The organism is Thiocapsa sp., from assembly GCF_035467215.1.
GTDB lineage: Bacteria > Pseudomonadota > Gammaproteobacteria > Chromatiales > Chromatiaceae > Thiocapsa.
Genome location: NZ_DATITZ010000104.1, coordinates 1 through 17,624, shown reverse-complemented (window position 1 = coordinate 17,624; position 17,624 = coordinate 1). Strand labels below are relative to the sequence as shown.

Here is a 17,624-nt window from a genome sequence, read left to right as displayed (position 1 = left end):
GGGTGCACTCGAGGGCGCCGTCCCCGAACAAAGCGTTCGAGTCGACCTCGGATGCGGTCTATCCTTCGGGTATCCGCAATCGCCGAGGCACGACGACCCGGAATGATACCGCCCGACGAGCTTGTCGCCCGCATCAAGCGCCGGGGTTTGGAGCTGGGCTTCCAGCAGGTCGGGATCACCGACACCGACCTCGCCTCGGCCGAGTCACGCCTGCTGAGCTGGCTCGACGAGGGCCGTCACGGCACCATGGACTACATGGCCCGTCACGGGCTGAAGCGCTCGCGCCCGGCCGAGTTGGTGCCCGGCACGGTCCGGGTGATCTCGGTGCGGATGGACTATTTGCCCGAGTCGCACCGAGCGATGCAGGCCGCGCTCGATGATCCGCCGCGCGCCTTCATCTCGCGCTACGCACTGGGCCGCGATTATCACAAGCTGCTCAGACGGCGCCTGCAACGCCTCGCCGACCATATCCTCGCCGAAATCGGCCCCTTCGGCTACCGGGTATTCGTCGACTCCGCGCCGGTGCTGGAGAAACCGCTAGCCGCGAAGGCCGGGCTCGGCTGGATCGGCAAGCATACCAACCTCATCCACCCCAAGGCCGGCTCCTGGTTCTTTCTCGGCGAGATCTACACCGATCTCGCGCTGTCGATCGATACCCCGATCGCCGATCACTGCGGCCGCTGTCGGGCCTGCATCGCGGTCTGTCCGACACGCGCGATCATCGCGCCCTACGTGCTGGATGCCCGCCTGTGCATCTCCTACCTGACAATCGAGCATGCCGGCAGCATCCCGGAGCCGCTGCGCCCGCTGATGGGCAACCGCATCTACGGCTGCGACGACTGTCAGTTGGTCTGCCCCTGGAACCGCTTCGCACGGCTTGCCGCCGAGCCGGATTTCCAGGCACGCCTCGGGTTGGACACGGCCTCGCTGGTCGAGGTCTTCGGCTGGGACGAGTCGACCTTTCTCGACCGCACGCAAGGCTCCGCGATCCGTCGCATCGGCCACGGCCGTTGGCTGCGAAACATCGCCGTCGCGCTCGGCAACGCGCCCGCCTCACCCGAGATCAAACAAGCCCTGAACGCCCGTGCGGACCATCCCGACGCCCTGATTCGGGAGCATGTGGGCTGGGCGCTCCGGCGGATCGGTTAAACCGCACGCAAAAGATGCGTGCGATAATGTTTAAGCTCGTCGATGGACTCACGGATGTCGTCCAAGGCCAAGTGTCGCGACTCTTTCTTGAAGGCGCTCGCCACATCGGGCGCCCAGCGCTGCGCGAGGATCTTCAGCGTGCTCACGTCCAGATTTCGATAGTGGCAGTAGGCCTCGAGCTTCGGCATCCAGAGCGCGAGGAAGCGTCGGTCCTGACAGATGCTGTTTCCGCATAGGGGCGAGGCGCCGGCCGGGACGAAATCCGCGAGGAAGCGCAGTGTCGTCGATTCGGCATCCGAGGCGCTCTGCGTGCTCGCGCGTACGCGATCGAGCAGGCCGGAGCGGCCGTGATGGTCGCGATTCCAGTCGTCCATGCCCTCGAGAACGGCCTCGGGCTGATGGATCGCAACGACGGGACCCTCGGCGAGGATGCGAAGATCGCTGTCGGTGATCATGGTCGCGATCTCGAGGATACGATCGGTCGCGGGGTCGAGCCCCGTCATCTCGAGATCGAGCCAGATTAGATTATTCTCGTTCTTGGTCAAATACCTGCTCTCCTGCATTCCGCAAACGGATGAGCCGGCCACCTGGTCTTACCCGGCAGTCGACACCATGATCGGCTAGGGTAGCGGCGTTTTCGCCTGCTGGCGACCTTGCGCATTCCAACAATCCTTCGGAGACCTTTCCATGAAGATCCAGTCCATCCTCCTCGGGGCAGGCACAGCCGCGCTTCTCGGCCTCGGGTCGGTTACGGCACAGGCGCAACCCACCGAAAACGCCGAGGAGCTCTACGAAACCAACTGTCTGAGCTGCCACGGCAGCGAGATCTACACACGCGAGGGACGTATGGTCACCTCGCTCGACGGCCTCGAGCGTCAGGTCCAACGCTGCGAGACCGCGCTCGGGCTGCGTTGGTTCGATGAAGACATCAAAGACGTCGCCAGCTATCTGAATCATCACTTCTACAGTTTCGAGCGCTGAGCCTGTGACGAAACGGCGGCTGTCCGGACGCCAGATCGAGCGGATCCAAACCATCCAGGACCGCCGCCGCCAGCGCCTCGCCTCGCGCGTCGACAATGCCCTCTCGGAGATCGAAGGCGAGCCGTTGCCCTTAGAGGGGCGAGTCGTCGTCCGTCACGGCGCCAATCTGGCGGTCGAGGATGCCGAGGGCGAAATCACCCATTGTCTGTCGCGCCAGAACATCGGTCATCCGGTCTGCGGGGATCGTGTGGTCTGGCAACGAACCGCGGACAATCAGGGTGTCGTCACGGCCATCCTGCCGCGGCAAACGCTGCTGAGTCGCCCCGACTTCGGCGGTCGCGACAAGCCCTTGGCGGCCAACCTGACGCGCCTGGTGATCCTGATCGCGCCGCGGCCCGAGCCGAGCGACTATCTGATCGATCAGTATCTGGTTGCGGCCGAGATCATGGGAGTCGAGGCCATCATCGTGGCCAACAAAATGGACCTGCTCGACGCGCCGGGGCGTGCCGCGTTTCAGGACCGCTTCGCCTATTACGCGGACATCGGCTATTCACTCCTCTGGACCAGTCTGCGCGAGCCGGAGACCCTGGTCGATCTGATCCGTCATCTCGGCGGGCAAACGAGCATCCTGGTGGGCCAATCCGGCGTCGGAAAATCATCCTTGGTCAAAGCGCTGCTGCCGGACCGCGAGATCCAGATCGGTCGACTCTCCAAGGCAACCGGACTGGGGCGCCATACCACCTCGGCGGCAACCTGCTATCGGTTGGCCGAGGACGGCGCCTTGATCGACTCGCCCGGCGTGCGCAGCTTCCGCACCGGCCCACTCGACCGCGATGCCCTGCAGCAAGGGTTTCGCGAGCTGCGACCCTACATCGGACACTGCCGGTTCGCCGACTGCCGACATGATCAAGAACCCGACTGCGCCATTCGCGGCGCCGTCGCAGAGGGCCTGATCGCCGCGCAGCGGCTTGCCAACTTCAAACATCTGCTGGCGGAGGCGGAGCAGTCACGCATCTGAACCCCGTCACGCGATGCCGAATCAGGACACGACAGGATGAACTACTGGCTGATGAAATCCGAGCCGGACGCCTTCGGTCTCGACGACCTGGCCGCCCGACCGGACGGGACCGAGCCCTGGGACGGGGTCCGCAACTACCAGGCCCGCAACATGATGCGCGACGACATGCGTCCGGGCGACCAGATCCTCTTCTATCATTCCAATTGCGCCGTGCCGGGTGTGGTCGGGATCGCCGAGGTGGCGAGCGAGGCCTATCCGGACAGCACCGCCTTCGATCCCGAAGCGAAATATTTCGATCCCAAGAGCGATCCGGAGAAACCCCGGTGGTATCTCGTCGAGGTGCGCTACGTGCGACATCTGAGCCGGACCATCTCGCTTGCCGAGCTCAAGGCACACGCGGACGGCGCCCTCGCCGGCTTCCCGCTCGTGCGCAACGGCAATCGGCTCTCCGTCATGCCGGTCACGCCCGAACAATGGGAGTTCATCCTCGGTCTGGAGTCCGAGGCCGAAGCGGGTTCTTAGGGCTGTAGGTGCGAATTTATTCGCACACACGCCGGTTTGATCCGCGAGGCGCTCGGCGACGCTACAGCCCGGTCTGTGCGAATAAATTCGCACCTACAGGCTGGTCGTTCCTGTTTCGGAGATCACCTTAGTCGACGAAGGGTTCGGGCAAGAATCCAGTCACTTTCGCGCCGTCGAGGTCTGCCATGCACCGCCGTAAACTGCCGATCGGGATCCAGACCTTCGCCAAGATTCGGGAGGATGATTTTTACTATGTCGACAAGACCGGCTTAATCCGCCAGTTGGTCGACGAGGGCAGTCAGTACTTCCTGTCGCGCCCGCGTCGGTTCGGCAAGTCGCTGCTGATCGATACCCTCGCGGAGCTCTTTGCCTGCAACGAGCCCCTGTTTCGAGGGCTCGCGATCCATCCGCATTGGGACTGGACGACCCCTTACCCGGTGATTCGGATCAGCTTCGGCGGGGGTGTCGTGCGTGATCGTATCGAGCTCGATCAGCGGATTCTGGATCTTTTGTCCCGCAACCAACGTGCCCTTGGTGTGGCCTGTAGGGACACCACGGACGTTGTCGGTTGTTTTGCCGAGTTGCTCGCACTGGCTCATGCCGCAACCGGCCAACGCGTCGTGGTGCTGGTGGATGAATACGACAAGCCCATCCTCGACAACCTGAGCGACGCGAAGACCGCGCGTGAGCTCCGCGACGGACTGCGGAATCTCTATTCGGTCATCAAGGACAACGACGCCCACATCCGCTTTGCTTTTCTTGTCGGCGTGAGCAAGTTCAGCAAGGTCAGCATCTTTTCCGGACTCAATAGTCTGAAGGACATTACGGTCGACGCCCGTTATTCGGCGCTCTGCGGTTATACCGAGGCCGATGTGGACGGCGTCTTCGCCCCTGAGCTTGATGGCCTGGAACGCGAGCAAATTCGGCTCTGGTACAACGGCTACAACTGGACCGGCGAAGCGGTCTACAACCCCTTCGATCTCCTCTTGTTGTTCGATGCACGCGAGTTCCGCACCTGGTGGTTCGAGACAGGGACGCCGACCTTTCTGGTGAATCTGCTCACCGCGCGCGGCTTTTTTACGCCCGATCTGGCCGGACTGCATGCCTCGGAGGCATTGATCTCGACCTTCGACGTGGACAGCATGTCCTCGGAGGCGTTGCTCTGGCAAAGCGGCTATCTGACCTTCACCGGCTCCCGGCGCCTCGGCGCGCGGCTCGAATATGCACTGGGCTATCCCAACCTCGAAGTCGAGATTGCGCTCAACGACGCCCTTCTGAAAGGCTTGATGGGCGACCCCATGCAAGCCGATCGAGCCGTCAGCCGGCTCTACGACGTGCTCGTCGCCGGCGACTTCGCGGCCTTGCGCGCCCATGTCGAAGGCCTCTTCTCGGCCATCCCCTACCACTGGCACACCGGCAACTCGATTGCCCGCTTCGAGGGCTACTATGCAAACGTCTTCTACAGCCATCTGGCCGCACTGGGCTTGGACCTGACCCCCGAGGAGACGAGCAACCAAGGCCGTATCGACCTGACTCTGAAGTTCAACGACTGCATCTGGCTGTTTGAATTCAAGGTCGTCGAGCTGACCCCGGAAGGGCGAGCGCTCCAACAGATCAAGGACCGCGGCTACGCCGACAAATACCGCGCCCTGGGTCAGCCGATCCACCAGATCGGGATCGAATTCAGTCGCGAGCGCCGCGCCTTGGTCGGCTTCGAGGTCGAAACGCTGTAAATCGCCGTCCGCAGGGCGCGCGGATCACATCAACCGGGCGATGGAGGCCTGTTGCAGCCCGAGCGCCTGCTGGCCCAGCTTGAGTGCCTGCTCGGCGAAGGTGTCAAGATCGCCCCAGCGATCATCCGTATCCACCACCTCCGACATGACCTCGCCGACGATGCCGAGCCGGTAGGCCCCGTCCGCGCGCTCCGCAGGCGGGCTTGGCTCGACACAGACATAGAAGACGGGCTCGCGTTGCCCGGAAGGCACGAAGGCGAGGATGAACCGATAGGTACGGCCATCCCCGCTCTCGATCTCGCCGAGCAGCGAGGCGCTGTGGGTGCCGACCTGATAGCGGCGTTTCGGGATGGCGGTCTTGATGACGGGGCGGTCTTGCATGGCACGGCTCCTGAAGCATGTCGAATCGGGCACGGTTTCATCGCCCTGCCCTGCATGTGGGGACGTTTGTGCGTCAACGCAGGCCGAAGCACCAAGACGCCGTCCATTCTCCGGGCGTCTATTGGAGCGGTGCAGAGATTCCGAGACCGCTCGAGATCATTTTCGTTGTCGTTGTCGTTGTCGTAATCGGATCGATGGTCGATTACGACAACGAATAGTCTCGACACATCTGCGGTGCTGCACTATCCCGATGACTCCACCGCCATCTCGCCGAGGACGGAGACGACCGATGCGCAGAGTGTCGCAAGCTCCTCGTCGCCAATGATGTAGGGCGGCATCAGATACAGCAGTCGGCCGAACGGGCGTACCCAGACCCCGCGCGCGACGAAACGGCGCTGGATCTCGCGCATGGAAACCGGCACGCGCAACTCGACCACGCCGATCGCACCGAGTACGCGCACATCGGCTACACCCGGAAGGTCCCGACAGCCCGCCAGTCCGGCGGTCAGACCGCGTTCGATCCGTGCGATGTTGGCTTGCCAGTCGGATGCCAGCAGAAGACCGATACTGGCATTGGCGATCGCGCAGGCCAGCGGGTTGCCCATGAAGGTCGGGCCGTGCATGAAGACGCCCGGGTCGCCCGATGAGATGGTCCGGGCGACCCGCTCGGTCGCGAGGGTCGCCGCCAGCGTCAGATAGCCGCCCGTCAGGGCCTTGCCGAGCGTCATGATGTCCGGTGAGATACCGGCATGCTCGCAGGCGAAGAGCGCGCCGGTACGCCCGAAGCCGGTCGCGATCTCGTCGGCGATGAGGAGCACTTCGAAGCGGTCGCAGAGCCGCCGGACTTGCGCGAGATAGTCCGCACTGTAGAAGCGCATGCCCCCGGCGCCCTGCACGATCGGCTCGAGGATGACCGCGGCAAGCTCGGCGTGATGCTGCTCGATCAAGGCCGCAAACTCGGCAATCTGCTCGGGCCGGCAGGGCTCGCCGAATCGGCACGCGGGCGCCGGTGCAAAGACCTGCTCGGGCAACACGCGACTGAACAGATGGTGCATCCCGGTCACGGGATCGCAGACCGACATGGCTCCTTGGGTGTCCCCGTGATAGCCCGAGCGAATCGTCATCAGCCGGTGCCGTTCGGGTCGTCCGGCGGCCTGCTGGTACTGAATGGCCATCTTGATGCCAACCTCGACCGACACCGATCCCGAGTCGCAGAGAAAGACCTGCTGCAGCGGCTCCGGGGTCAGCTTCACCAAGGTGTCGACCAGGCGTACCGCCGGCTCGTGGGTCAGCCCGCCGAACATGATGTGCGACATGGCGTCGAGCTGGTCGCGCGCCGCCTGATTCAGGACCGGATGGTTGTAGCCGTGGATGGCGCACCACCAGGAGGACATGCCGTCGATCAGCTCGCGGCCGTCCATGAGCCGGATCCGACAACCCGACGCCGAGCGCACGGCATAAACCGGATCGCGATCGATCGTGGAGGTGTAGGGATGCCAGGCGTGGGCCCGGTCGATCCCGAGCAGCTCGTCTTCTTTCATCCTAAACCGCGTCCAGAGCGACATGTGTCGTTTTCATTGTTTGTTTAAACCGCGTCCAGAGCGAGATGCTAAGTTTTCGAGTAAGCTCGACGCTTGCTGCATCCACGGCCCTTAGCGGGGACGCGGTTTAAAATAATATATTTTTTAATGTCTTAAACCGCGCCAGCTCCAGCGGTCGCCACGTCTGCCGGGGCCGATCTCATCCAAAAACATCGCATACCGCACCGGGCGCGGTTTAAGCGGTTACAGATCCGCACGACTGTCGATCTCGCTCACCGCCAGTCCATGCAGGATATCTCTGATGATGGCGCGACACTCCTCCTCGCGCTCGGACTTGCCCTTCCTGGCCGCGTTGAAGAACCGCGCCAGATCGCGCTGCTGCGCGGCGGGCAGCTCCTCCGTGAATCCGGCCCGGCGGATCTCCTTCTCGGGGACCTTGTCGGGTGCGTCCTCCTCCGCGGCTTGGCGACCGTGGGACCAGTTCATGGCCCGCGCACTGTAGAGCATGATGCGATCCAGTAGGACGAAGGGGAAGCGCGGATTGTGCACTGGTCCGACCGTGAAACGCTGCGTCCCCGAGGCGCGCTCGATGTTCAGCTTGGCCAGTGCCTTGCTCCCCATGAACCCCAGGACGCCGCCGGTCGCCGCACCGATCAACGCGCCCGCTCCGAAGGTGTGCCCGGCGGTGGAGAGGTCGATGGTCGCACCCGAGGCCGCGCCCGCCGCCATTCCGACCAGGGCAAGCTGGCGTTTGGACAGACCGAGCGCCTGATTGACCTCCTCCGAGAGCAGATCCTTGCCGAGGATCGAATCCGGGGGCATGTGCCAGACATGGTGGCGAAAATTCGCGCGAATCTGCTCCTGTGCCTTCGTCTCGAGCTGGCGCAGCCCGTCTTCGAACGCCCTCATCACCTCCTCCTTGACACGCTCGCGGCCGCTCTCGAAGACCAGCTTGCTCTCCTTCACGGTCTTGGACGCCTTGTAGGTCAGCGCCTCCTTGAGCAGGTCCAGGATGGTGGTGACGGCCTGATCGGTGCGCCGATTCCAGTCGTGCTCGAAGGCATGGATGGCCTCCTCCACGAGCGGCTCCCAGCGCTGATCGATGCTCTTGAGCGCCTGCAGCAAGCGCACGCGCTCGCCGTAGGTGGCGCGATGGGCGTTGAAGTCGCGCACCGAGTTGAACGCCTTGCAAAGTGCATCCCGCCACTGGGTCATGTAGCGTGTGTTGTTGGTGAGGTTGTTGAGGATCGCCATGCGCGGGCGGGCGGTCAGGCGCAACAGCTCGATCTCGACCCGATCCTTCTCCTTGATGCGCTTGGAGCCGTCGACCACCAGGATGATGGCCGCACCCTCGGCCACCGGCTCGAGGAGCTCGCAGTCGTGCGTAAAGAGCGGGTCCGTCCGATGCGCGGCCACGAACGCCCGCGCCAGCTCGCGCTTGCCGCTCTGGGCCTGAAACCATTCCAGGATCGCGTTGGGATTCTGAAAGCCCGGGGTATCGATGAATTCGATCACCGGCCGCCCGTCGATGATGACCGGGTAGACGTTCGATTCGGTCGTGGTACCCGCGCGTTTATCGATCTGAATCAGGTCGTTTTCGGTCAGGGTCGCGACCACCGAGGACTTACCGGCATTCGGGTGCCCCATGATCGCCAGTCTTGGAATCTTCCCGGACATCAGTCGTCTCCATCCTCGTGAGGCGGCGCAAGCATTTCCAAGCGCAGATAGGGGTCGGCCATCTGATCGATCTTGCGTTGCCAGTCCGTGTAGTCGAACGGGCGCATCGGCGGCAGACGGTCATCGTCGGTCGGATCGCCCACCAGGGCGAGCATGATCTGGGCACGCGTCCCGGCCGCAGCGCGCAGCTCGCGCAGGAAGCGCAGGCTCTCGGTGATCGGCGGCTGCGAGCCGTCCTCGATCAGGACCACCCGAGGCGGCGGTGCCTGCCAGTCGCCGCGCTCGAGGATGCCGAGCGCCTCCTCGGTCATCGCGCTGCCGGCGCCGACGGTCGCCGTCGCCGCAACCCGCCATCCGCTCAGATGCATCAGCATCTGCTCGAGCCGCGGGCGATCCTCGTCCTCGAGGATGTCGTCGATGTCCACGTGCAGGAGAAGCAAGCAGGCGTCGGGGGCAAAGCGGGTGCCTTGCGCGGGGATCGACTTGGGGGGTGTCGGAACCGCGGCGGCCGGTTTCGGAGCCGGAGCCGGCTCCGGGGGCGACGTCGGTGTCTCTGCGATCTGCGGCTGGGGCGAGGGTTGCGCGGGCGGTTTCTCCGGCACCTTTAATCCCGAGTCCGTCGACGCCGCCGGCTTTGCCTTCGCCTTCTTCGGCTCGCCTGCCGGCGTCGTGACGGCCGCAGGCCGCTCGATGGGACGGGCTTGCGTCTCGGAAGGCCTTTGCGCGGCCTCCTCTGGTTTTGGCTCGGGCTTTGGCTCGGGCCTTGGTTCAGGCTCGGAGATGGCCCTTGCCGAAGGCGCGGGCTCCGGCGCCGATGGCGGCTCGGGCTCGGACTCGGGCTCGGGCTCGGGTTCCGGCACACGCTCGGTTTCGAATTGACGCACCGAAGGTGCCGCCGAGCGGTCGGCTTTGCTCGACTCGGGCGTCTCGATTGCACGCTCGGCGACTTCCGGTCGTTCTTGCTCGACAACCGTCGAAGGCGCCTCGACCTCGCGCGGCAGCACCGGCCGTTGCACGGGCTCCGGAGCAGGAGGCGCTTGCGGGGCATCGACAGGCGGCGCGACGACAGGCGGGATCACCGGCGGGGGCGGGGGAGCCGAGGTCGGTGCCTCGTCGCCGGGCTCGACACGCCGAACCAGGGCGTTGCGCCATGGACGTGCCGAGGTCGTCGATGCCGACTCGGCCGGACTATCCGCCCCCTCGGAACGCGGCTTGCGCGAGGTCGATGCGGCCGGGATCGGCATCTCGGTGCCCCTCTCGCCGCCCGGACGCCCCCCGCTCGGTGTCGTCTCCAGGCGCGGGGAGAGCATGCGGGCATAGAGCGCCTGGGTGCGGCTGTGGGTAAAGGGCAGGCGCGCCAGAATCAGGCGGCGGGCCACCACGGACCCGCCCCACAACAGCAACCTGGGCAGGAGGCCGTAGGTCGTGACGGAGAGAACCAGGAACGAGCCCCAGGATCGCAGATGCGCCGGATCCGGCTTCAGGGTCGGCGTGACGCTCGCCCAGTGCTCGAGGAAGATGCGCGAGCCGGCCACCTGCTCCAGACTCGGGTAGCCGATGCCCTCGCCGAGCAACCAGCTCCAAGGCAGCGCGATCAATCGGGTCATGTCGAAGATCGTCTGCGGATGGACGTTCAACGTCGAGCCCCAACCGAAAGCGAGGTCGGTGAACCATTCCAGCATCAGCGTCGTCAGGATGACGCCGACATTGAAGGCGACCCCGAAAATCTGGGCCGGAATGATGAGCGGCAGATAGGAGACCGGGCCGTAGACCACGTATTGCGACTTGAAAAGCCCCTGCCGAGCACGCGCCTGATCCTGGATCTCGGCTGCGGCGTGACCGATCCGTTGGCGCTGAAGCCAGCTCGCGGCCTTGGTCACGAGCGGACGCACGACATGCATCAAAAGGCCGGGCGCCGCTCCGTCGCCGCGCCCGCGCGCCTTGCGCAGCGCCCAAGCCGTCGCGATCGAAGCCACGAGTAGAAACTGCACGATGACCAGGAGAAACAGATACCAGGAGACGCTGACCGGGCGGGTTCCGTCGTAGCTGAGCAGCGCGGAGGCCACCCCGATCCCGGCGATGAATCCGACGAGCGCAAGCAGGATGGTGACCCAACGCTCGGCGCTTGCGAACGCCGCTCCCGGCAGAACCCCGCGCATCTCCGGGCGCTCCGCATTGCGGCGAGCCGCGAGCCAGCGGCGCAAGCTGAAGCGCCGATGCGCCGGCGTATGCGGCGGCTGATCGCCGATCTCGGGCGCGATCGCGTCCAGGTAGAGCGAGCGGTCGCGCTCGGCGAGGGTCTTGCGTGCCGACGGATGCTCGCGCAGCTCGCGCTCGTCGGCATCCAGGTAGTACTCGAAGTCGATCAGATCGGCGACCGTCCAGTCGCGCGCCTCGTCGGACGCCGCGTGGACATCGGTCGAATCGGCCGGATGATGTCTGAAATCCATAGGGATGCGTCAAGACTCCTCGGTGCTGGTCCTTCGGTGCTGTCGGAGCACCCTTCGATGCTTGTTTCGGCGGCCCGTTGCTGGCGCCTGGAGCCGACGCACCGAGCATGACGGAGGGCTCGGACGCGACCCGTCGGTTATTCTTGTACGCGACGTCGACTCGGGTCGAGCCTGACAGCGGCCAACCGTTGTTCGAAATATCCCACAGTCCGGCCGTCAATTCACGTTTACAACTGCGACGCCCGAGCATACACCCTCGGCGCGGGCGAGCGGCGCTCTCGTCCTCCCGTGCAATCTCGTGCAATCCGTGCAAACAGGTCCCCGAGCATGGCATCATCGAGGCCTGTCGATGAGTCACCGGAGCATGCCATGACACGCGATTCGAGCCCCGCTACACCGCACCTCGCGGTCCTCGCCGCAGCACTTGTTGCTGGTGTCGCGTTCCTGTACATGGTGAAGTTGATGCACGACATGTCCGCAAACGTCGCCCTGATGGCGGGCGAGATGGCAACCATGTCGGCCGACATGGGCCTGATGCGTCAGGACATGAGCTCGCTCGCCCGAGACGTCTCCGCCATGAGCGGACAGGTCGCCACCCTGCCCGCGATCGCCGAGGACATGGGTCGGATGCGCGTCGGTATGGAGCGCCTCTCGGGCATCGTCGGCGGCGGGGATCAGATCCCGGCGGTCAACCCGATGGGCGTGATTCAGCAGATGATCCCCGGCGGCGACCGGCGTTAAACCGCGCCCAGCACGCTATGCGATGGCTTTGGATGGGATCGGCCCCGGCAGACTTCACGAACGTTGGAGTCGGCGCGGTTTAAGAGATTAAAAAACATATCATTTTAAACCGCATCCCTGCTAAGGGTCATGTATGCACCAAACGTCGAGCTCACTCGAATTTTGAGCATCTCGCTCAGGCCGCGGTTTACATACCGATCGGCGCCCCTTCGGGCGACATCCGGATAGCCCCACGTCAGGAGAACGACGATGGCGAAGGCGAGATACTCGGTTCAGCCGGGAAACTGGGACAACTCCGGTTCCAGGGCAACGGACGAGGGGGTGAACTTCTGCATCTTCTCGCGCTATGCCGAGCAGATCGAGCTGCTGCTCTTCGAAACGGCGGCCAGCCCCGAGCCCTACGAGATCATCGCGCTGGATCGTCAGGTCAATCGAACCTTCTTCTTCTGGCACATCTTCGTCGAGGGTCCGGGCGAGGGCGTCTTCTACAACTGGCGCATCCACGGGGCCTGCGACACCCGCGAGATCGGGTGTCGGATCGACGGCGAGAAGGCACTCCTCGACCCCTGGGCCGTCACGATCGACGATCGGCTGTGGAATCGGGAGATCGCCGCGCGTCCGGGCGACAACGTCGCCACCGCGATTCGCGCTCAGGTTGTGCGCGATCGCTACGACTGGGAGGGCGATACGCCCCTGCATGTCCCGCTCAACGCCGCGATCATCTACGAGATGCACGCCGGCGGCTTTACGCGCCATCCCTCGTCCGGCGTCGCGCACCCCGGCACCTTCGGGGCCGTGATCGAGAAGATTCCCTATTTGAAGGACCTGGGGGTCACCCATGTCGAGCTGATGCCGATCATGGCCTTCGATCCCCAGGACGTCCCGCCGAAGACCGCGGCCATGGGCCTGGAGAACTACTGGGGCTACAGCACCCACAGTTTTTTCGCGCCGCATCCCGGGTTCGCGCTCGATCCGGCGCGTGCGCGCGACGAGTTTCGCGATCTGGTCAAGGCCCTGCACCGTGCCGGCATCGGCGTGATCCTGGATGTCGTCTTCAACCACACGGCCGAGGGCGGCGCCGACGGACCGACGATCAGTTTCAAAGGGATCGGCAACGAGATCTTCTATCATCTGGATTTCTCCGATCGGCGCCTCTACCGCGATTACACCGGCTGCGGCAATACGGTCAACTGCAACCACCCGATCGTCACGCGTTTTCTCGTCGATGCCCTGCTCTACTGGGTCCGGCAGATGCATGTGGACGGCTTCCGCTTCGATCTGGCGAGCGCCTTGGCCCGCGGCGAAGACGGCAATCCCCAGTATCACGCGCCCATCCTCTGGGCGACCGAGCTTTCACCCGCGCTGGGTCGATCACACATCATCGCCGAGGCGTGGGACGCGGCCGGGCTGTATCAGGTCGGCGACTTCCCCGGCTTTCGTTGGGCGGAGTGGAACGGACGCTATCGCGATCTGATGCGCAGCTTCGTCAAAGGCGATTCCGGCATGGTCGCCGAAGTCGCGACCCGGATGACCGGGTCGAGCGACTTGTATCAGAGCCGTGGTCGACTCCCCAGCAACTCCATCAACTTCATCACCTGTCACGACGGCTTTACCCTCTGGGATCTGGTGAGCTACAACCTCAAGCACAACGAGGCCAACGGCGAGGACAACCGCGACGGCCACAACGAGAATCTGAGCTGGAACTGCGGTGTCGAAGGCCCGACGGACGATCCGGCGATCCTCGCGCTGCGTCGACGCCAGGCCCGCAACTTCATCGCCATTCTCATGCTGAGCCAAGGCGTGCCCATGTTGCGGTGCGGCGACGAGGTGCTGCAGAGCAAACAGGGCAACAACAACAGCTACTGCCAGAACAACGCCATCTCCTGGTTCGACTGGACCCTGCTCGACCACAACTGCGGGATGCACGACTTCGTCCGGGGCCTGATCGCCTTTCGTCAACGTCACCCGACCCTGCATCGCAGCCGTTTTTTGACCGGCAAGCCCGCGAACGGCCAGACGTTGCCGGATATTGCATGGCACGGAGTGGGCCTCGATGCCCCGGAGTGGGACGACCCCGCAGCCCAGTCCTTGGCCTTCACACTCGCCGGGATCACGGCCGACCAGCCTCCCCTGCACGTCATGCTCAACATGGGCAAGGCTGCGTTGGAGTTCGCGGTTCCGCAGATCCCGGGATGGTCCTGGTCTGTCGCGATCGACACCGACCGCGAACCCTCGATCATGGATCATCCCGATCCAAGCCTGTCGCCCGGATCGCGTGTCCGGGTCGCACAGCGCAGTCTGATGGTGCTCGAAGGGCGCGCCTCTTAAACCGCGCCGACTCCAACGGCCGTCAAGTTTGCCGGGGCCGATGCCATCCAAAAACATCGCATACCGCGCCGAGCGCGGTTTAATCACCGACCCTTCAGCCGCCAACAGGGGAAACGCCTCATGCAACTTGCAATGATCGGGCTCGGCCGAATGGGCGCCAACATGGTGCTCCGACTCATGCGCGCCGGCCATCGGTGTGTCGTCTATGATCGAGATCCCGCCGCCGTCGCGGCGCTGGTCGCCGAAGGCGCCGTCGGTGCACAGGACATGGCCGATCTCTGCGCCAAGCTCGAAGCGCCTCGCAACGTCTGGATCATGGTCCCGGCAGCCGTCGTGGACCGCGTCATCGACGACCTGATCCCCCATCTCGCTGCCGGCGACACCATCATCGACGGCGGCAACTCGAACTACCGCGACGATATCGCCCACGCGAAGCGCCTCGCACCGAAGGGGATCCACTTCGTCGACTGCGGGACCAGCGGCGGCGTCTGGGGTCTGGAACGGGGCTACTGCCTGATGATCGGCGGGGAGGACGAAGCGGTCGAGCGGCTCGATCCCGTCTTCGCCGCCCTCGCGCCCGGACCCGGCGAGATCGAGCGCACGGCCGGACGCGACGGCGACTTCAGTCGCTCCGAACAAGGCTATCTGCACTGCGGCCCCAACGGTGCGGGCCATTTCGTCAAGATGGTCCACAACGGCATCGAATATGCGCTGATGGCCGCCTACGCCGAGGGCTTCAACATCCTCAAGCACGCGGGGGTCGGGCTGAATGAGCACGCCGTGGATGCCGAGACGGCGCCGCTGGCCAATCCGGAGCATTATCAATACCGCATCGACGTCGGCGAGGTTGCCGAGGTCTGGCGTCGCGGCAGCGTGGTCGCCTCCTGGCTCCTGGATCTGACGGCCACCGCGCTGCGCGCGGATCCACAGCTCGAGGGTTTCGGCGGCCGGGTCTCGGACTCGGGCGAGGGGCGCTGGACCTGCCTCGCGGCGATCGAGACCGGAACCCCTGCGCCCTTGCTCACCACCGCACTCTTCGAGCGTTTCAGCTCGCGCGGCGAGGCGGATTTCGCCAACCAGATCCTTTCGGCGATGCGCTACCAATTCGGCGGCCATCACGAGAAGCCCGAAGGTTAAACCGCGCCCGGCGGGGTATGCGATGTTTTTGGATAGGGTCGGCCCCGGCAGACTTGACGAGCGCCGGAGCGGGCGCGGTTCAACTTGAAGCACAAAAGGAGAGATCCCTTGCCCACGCAGCGCTTGAGCGCCGAAACCACACCGCCCGCCCCGCCGAACGCCATGATCATCTTCGGCGCGGCGGGCGATCTGACCAAGCGCAAGCTGATCCCGGCGCTCTTTCATCTGTGCCACGGCAACCTGCTTCCGGACACCTTCGCGGTCGTCGGGCTGGACCGTCTGCAGATGGACGACGCCACCTTTCAGTCGATGATGGCCGAGGAAGTGAAGCGCAACGTCGGAAGCGCTTGGGATGCGGAGACTTGGGCGCGCTTGTGCGAGCGTCTTCACTACATGCCGGGCAACATCACTGAGCAGGCGACCTATATCGAGCTCTGCGAGCGCCTGTCCGGCATCGACGCCGAGCGCGGAACGGACGGGAACTATCTTTTCTATCTCGCTGTTCCGCCTTCTCTCTTCGGCGACATCACACGCCTGCTCGGTGCCGTCGGGCTGACCGCCGAGTGCGAGAACGACTGGCGGCGCGTCATCATCGAAAAGCCCTTCGGCATCGATTTGGACAGCGCCAAGGCGCTCAACCGGATGCTCCACGAGACCCTGGACGAGGACCAGATCTACCGTATCGACCATTACCTGGGCAAAGAGACCGTCCAGAACATCATGGTCTTTCGGTTTTCCAACGGCTTCATCGAGCCGCTTTGGAATCGTCAACACATCGATCATGTCCAGATCACGGTGGCCGAATCGGTCGGGGTGGAGCATCGCGGACCCTACTACGACACGGCCGGTGCCTTGCGCGACATGATCCCGAATCACCTCTTGGTTCTGCTCGGGTTTCTCGGGATGGAGCCGCCCAACTCGTTCGACTCTCAAGCCGTCCGCGACGAGATCAACAAGGTGTTGGACGCCGTCCATCCCCTGACGCCCGAGCAGGTCCTCACCAACGCCGTGCGGGGGCAATACGGCGAGGGCGTGATGCCGAACGGCGAGAAGGTGCCCGCCTACCGGTCATCGCCGGGGGTCGATGCGAATTCGCGCACCGAGACCTTCGCCGCGCTCAAGCTGACGATGGACAACTGGCGTTGGGCCGGCGTGCCCTTTTATCTGCGCACCGGCAAGCGACTGACGGCGCAATACACGGAGGTCGTCATCCAGTTCAAACGGGCGCCCAAGATCATGTTCAAGGACGCCGACACCGCCCAGATGCACCCGGACATGCTGGTGCTGCGCATCCAGCCGAACGAAGGGATCCAAATCAGCTTCGGGGCGAAGATCCCCGGGCCGCGAATGCGTGTGGGCACCGTCAACATGGACTTCTGCTATGCCGACTACTTCGGCAATGCCCCGGCAACGGGTTACGAGACACTCATCTACGACTGCATGAACGGCGACGCGACACTCTTTAAGCACGCCGACACGGTCGAGAAGGGTTGGGAAATCGTCCAATCGGTCCAAGACGTCTGGTCAGCCCTACCCGCCCGCGACTTTCCCAACTATGCCGCCGGGACCTGGGGCCCGGCCGCGGCGGGGGATCTGCTCAAGAACGACGGACGCCTTTGGCGACGGATTACGACTCCCGATGAATCCACTTGAGACCCGCGACACGCATTGTCCCTGGTGCGACGCGCCGATCGAGCTGACGATCGACGTCAGCGTCCTTCCCCAGACCTATATCGAAGACTGCCAGGTCTGCTGCGCACCAATCGTAGTCCAAGTTGCCATGGATCCGGACCTGGAAGACGACCTGGTCATCACCCTGGAGCGTGACGGCGATTGACGCCTTGCTCACGCAGGACAGGAACGATATCGAGACCCTTCGAGTTCGTTGTCGTTGTCGTTGTCGTTGTCGTTGTCGGATCGATCGTCGATTACGACAACGACAACGACAACGAACGGACTCGACAGG

The 17,624-nt window shown here is 64.2% G+C and carries 15 protein-coding genes; 10 read left to right on the top strand and 5 right to left on the bottom strand.

Annotation, left to right across the window (positions count from 1 at the left end; all coding sequences use genetic code 11):
- Nucleotides 1-102: 102 nt before the first annotated feature.
- On the top strand, nt 103-1,149 hold the full coding sequence (gene queG / locus VLR48_RS05905; protein WP_325290889.1) for a tRNA epoxyqueuosine(34) reductase QueG: 1,047 nt from the start codon (nt 103-105) through the stop codon (nt 1,147-1,149).
- On the opposite strand, the gene orn is transcribed toward queG, so the two are convergent.
- A complete protein-coding gene (orn, locus tag VLR48_RS05900) occupies nt 1,146-1,694 on the bottom strand; it encodes an oligoribonuclease (protein ID WP_325290888.1) in 549 nt (182 codons plus the stop codon). The genes queG and orn overlap by 4 nt on opposite strands.
- Before the next feature lie 142 nt (nt 1,695-1,836).
- Between orn and VLR48_RS05895 the strand changes: the two genes are divergently transcribed.
- From VLR48_RS05895 to VLR48_RS05880, 4 genes are all read left to right on the top strand, one after another.
- Nucleotides 1,837-2,130, top strand: a complete 294-nt coding sequence (locus tag VLR48_RS05895; RefSeq protein WP_325290887.1) for a cytochrome c — start codon at nt 1,837-1,839, stop codon at nt 2,128-2,130.
- A 4-nt stretch (nt 2,131-2,134) separates the two neighbouring features.
- Nucleotides 2,135-3,148 carry a ribosome small subunit-dependent GTPase A gene (rsgA, locus tag VLR48_RS05890; RefSeq protein ID WP_325290886.1) on the top strand — a complete coding sequence of 338 codons (1,014 nt, stop codon included), beginning with the start codon at nt 2,135-2,137 and terminating at the stop codon, nt 3,146-3,148.
- Nucleotides 3,149-3,184: 36 nt separating this feature from the next.
- Entirely contained in the window at nt 3,185-3,670 is a 486-nt protein-coding gene (locus VLR48_RS05885; protein WP_325290885.1) for an EVE domain-containing protein, read from the top strand.
- Nucleotides 3,671-3,855: 185 nt separating this feature from the next.
- The gene (locus VLR48_RS05880) at nt 3,856-5,403 is read left to right on the top strand and encodes an ATP-binding protein (protein ID WP_325290884.1); all 1,548 of its coding nucleotides are present in this window, start codon (nt 3,856-3,858) and stop codon (nt 5,401-5,403) included.
- Between the two features lie 24 nt (nt 5,404-5,427).
- Here VLR48_RS05880 and VLR48_RS05875 read toward each other — a convergent pair whose 3' ends face one another.
- The 4 genes from VLR48_RS05875 to VLR48_RS05860 all read right to left on the bottom strand — a co-directional run bounded on the left by VLR48_RS05875 (nt 5,428) and on the right by VLR48_RS05860 (nt 11,452).
- The gene (locus tag VLR48_RS05875; RefSeq protein ID WP_325290883.1) at nt 5,428-5,784 is read right to left on the bottom strand and encodes a hypothetical protein; all 357 of its coding nucleotides are present in this window, start codon (nt 5,782-5,784) and stop codon (nt 5,428-5,430) included.
- Between the two features lie 242 nt (nt 5,785-6,026).
- Nucleotides 6,027-7,325, bottom strand: coding sequence for an adenosylmethionine--8-amino-7-oxononanoate transaminase (gene bioA, locus VLR48_RS05870; protein WP_325290882.1), 1,299 nt, complete (start codon nt 7,323-7,325; stop codon nt 6,027-6,029).
- Between the two features lie 243 nt (nt 7,326-7,568).
- Nucleotides 7,569-9,002, bottom strand: a complete 1,434-nt coding sequence (locus VLR48_RS05865; RefSeq protein WP_325290881.1) for a GTPase/DUF3482 domain-containing protein — start codon at nt 9,000-9,002, stop codon at nt 7,569-7,571.
- On the bottom strand, nt 9,002-11,452 hold the full coding sequence (locus VLR48_RS05860) for a DUF2868 domain-containing protein (protein ID WP_325290880.1): 2,451 nt from the start codon (nt 11,450-11,452) through the stop codon (nt 9,002-9,004). The genes VLR48_RS05865 and VLR48_RS05860 overlap by 1 nt, the downstream gene beginning before the upstream one ends.
- Nucleotides 11,453-11,821: 369 nt before the next feature.
- Here VLR48_RS05860 and VLR48_RS05855 point away from each other — a divergent pair, with 369 nt between their 5' ends.
- The 5 genes from VLR48_RS05855 (at nt 11,822) to VLR48_RS05835 (ending at nt 17,495) form a co-directional block, all read left to right on the top strand.
- Nucleotides 11,822-12,193, top strand: a complete 372-nt coding sequence (locus tag VLR48_RS05855) for a hypothetical protein (protein ID WP_325290879.1) — start codon at nt 11,822-11,824, stop codon at nt 12,191-12,193.
- 249 nt (nt 12,194-12,442) lie between these two features.
- A complete protein-coding gene (glgX, locus tag VLR48_RS05850; protein WP_325290878.1) occupies nt 12,443-14,521 on the top strand; it encodes a glycogen debranching protein GlgX in 2,079 nt (692 codons plus the stop codon).
- Nucleotides 14,522-14,641: 120 nt separating this feature from the next.
- The gene (gene gnd / locus VLR48_RS05845) at nt 14,642-15,658 is read left to right on the top strand and encodes a phosphogluconate dehydrogenase (NAD(+)-dependent, decarboxylating) (protein ID WP_325290877.1); all 1,017 of its coding nucleotides are present in this window, start codon (nt 14,642-14,644) and stop codon (nt 15,656-15,658) included.
- Between the two features lie 162 nt (nt 15,659-15,820).
- Nucleotides 15,821-17,311, top strand: a complete 1,491-nt coding sequence (gene zwf / locus VLR48_RS05840; protein ID WP_414718583.1) for a glucose-6-phosphate dehydrogenase — start codon at nt 15,821-15,823, stop codon at nt 17,309-17,311.
- Nucleotides 17,298-17,495 carry a CPXCG motif-containing cysteine-rich protein gene (locus VLR48_RS05835; RefSeq protein WP_325290875.1) on the top strand — a complete coding sequence of 66 codons (198 nt, stop codon included), beginning with the start codon at nt 17,298-17,300 and terminating at the stop codon, nt 17,493-17,495. Before zwf ends, VLR48_RS05835 begins: the two co-directional genes overlap by 14 nt.
- The last annotated feature ends 129 nt before the right edge of the window (nt 17,496-17,624 follow it).

Coding starts and splice junctions, on each gene's coding strand:
- VLR48_RS05860 (WP_325290880.1), bottom strand. CDS start 11,452: ATGGATTTCAGACATCATCCGGCCGATTCGACCGATGTCCACGCGGCG.
- gnd (WP_325290877.1), top strand. CDS start 14,642: ATGCAACTTGCAATGATCGGGCTCGGCCGAATGGGCGCCAACATGGTG.
- VLR48_RS05835 (WP_325290875.1), top strand. CDS start 17,298: ATGAATCCACTTGAGACCCGCGACACGCATTGTCCCTGGTGCGACGCG.
- VLR48_RS05855 (WP_325290879.1), top strand. CDS start 11,822: ATGACACGCGATTCGAGCCCCGCTACACCGCACCTCGCGGTCCTCGCC.
- VLR48_RS05880 (WP_325290884.1), top strand. CDS start 3,856: ATGCACCGCCGTAAACTGCCGATCGGGATCCAGACCTTCGCCAAGATT.
- glgX (WP_325290878.1), top strand. CDS start 12,443: ATGGCGAAGGCGAGATACTCGGTTCAGCCGGGAAACTGGGACAACTCC.
- VLR48_RS05865 (WP_325290881.1), bottom strand. CDS start 9,002: ATGTCCGGGAAGATTCCAAGACTGGCGATCATGGGGCACCCGAATGCC.
- VLR48_RS05895 (WP_325290887.1), top strand. CDS start 1,837: ATGAAGATCCAGTCCATCCTCCTCGGGGCAGGCACAGCCGCGCTTCTC.
- zwf (WP_414718583.1), top strand. CDS start 15,821: ATGATCATCTTCGGCGCGGCGGGCGATCTGACCAAGCGCAAGCTGATC.
- bioA (WP_325290882.1), bottom strand. CDS start 7,325: ATGAAAGAAGACGAGCTGCTCGGGATCGACCGGGCCCACGCCTGGCAT.
- VLR48_RS05875 (WP_325290883.1), bottom strand. CDS start 5,784: ATGCAAGACCGCCCCGTCATCAAGACCGCCATCCCGAAACGCCGCTAT.
- VLR48_RS05885 (WP_325290885.1), top strand. CDS start 3,185: ATGAACTACTGGCTGATGAAATCCGAGCCGGACGCCTTCGGTCTCGAC.
- queG (WP_325290889.1), top strand. CDS start 103: ATGATACCGCCCGACGAGCTTGTCGCCCGCATCAAGCGCCGGGGTTTG.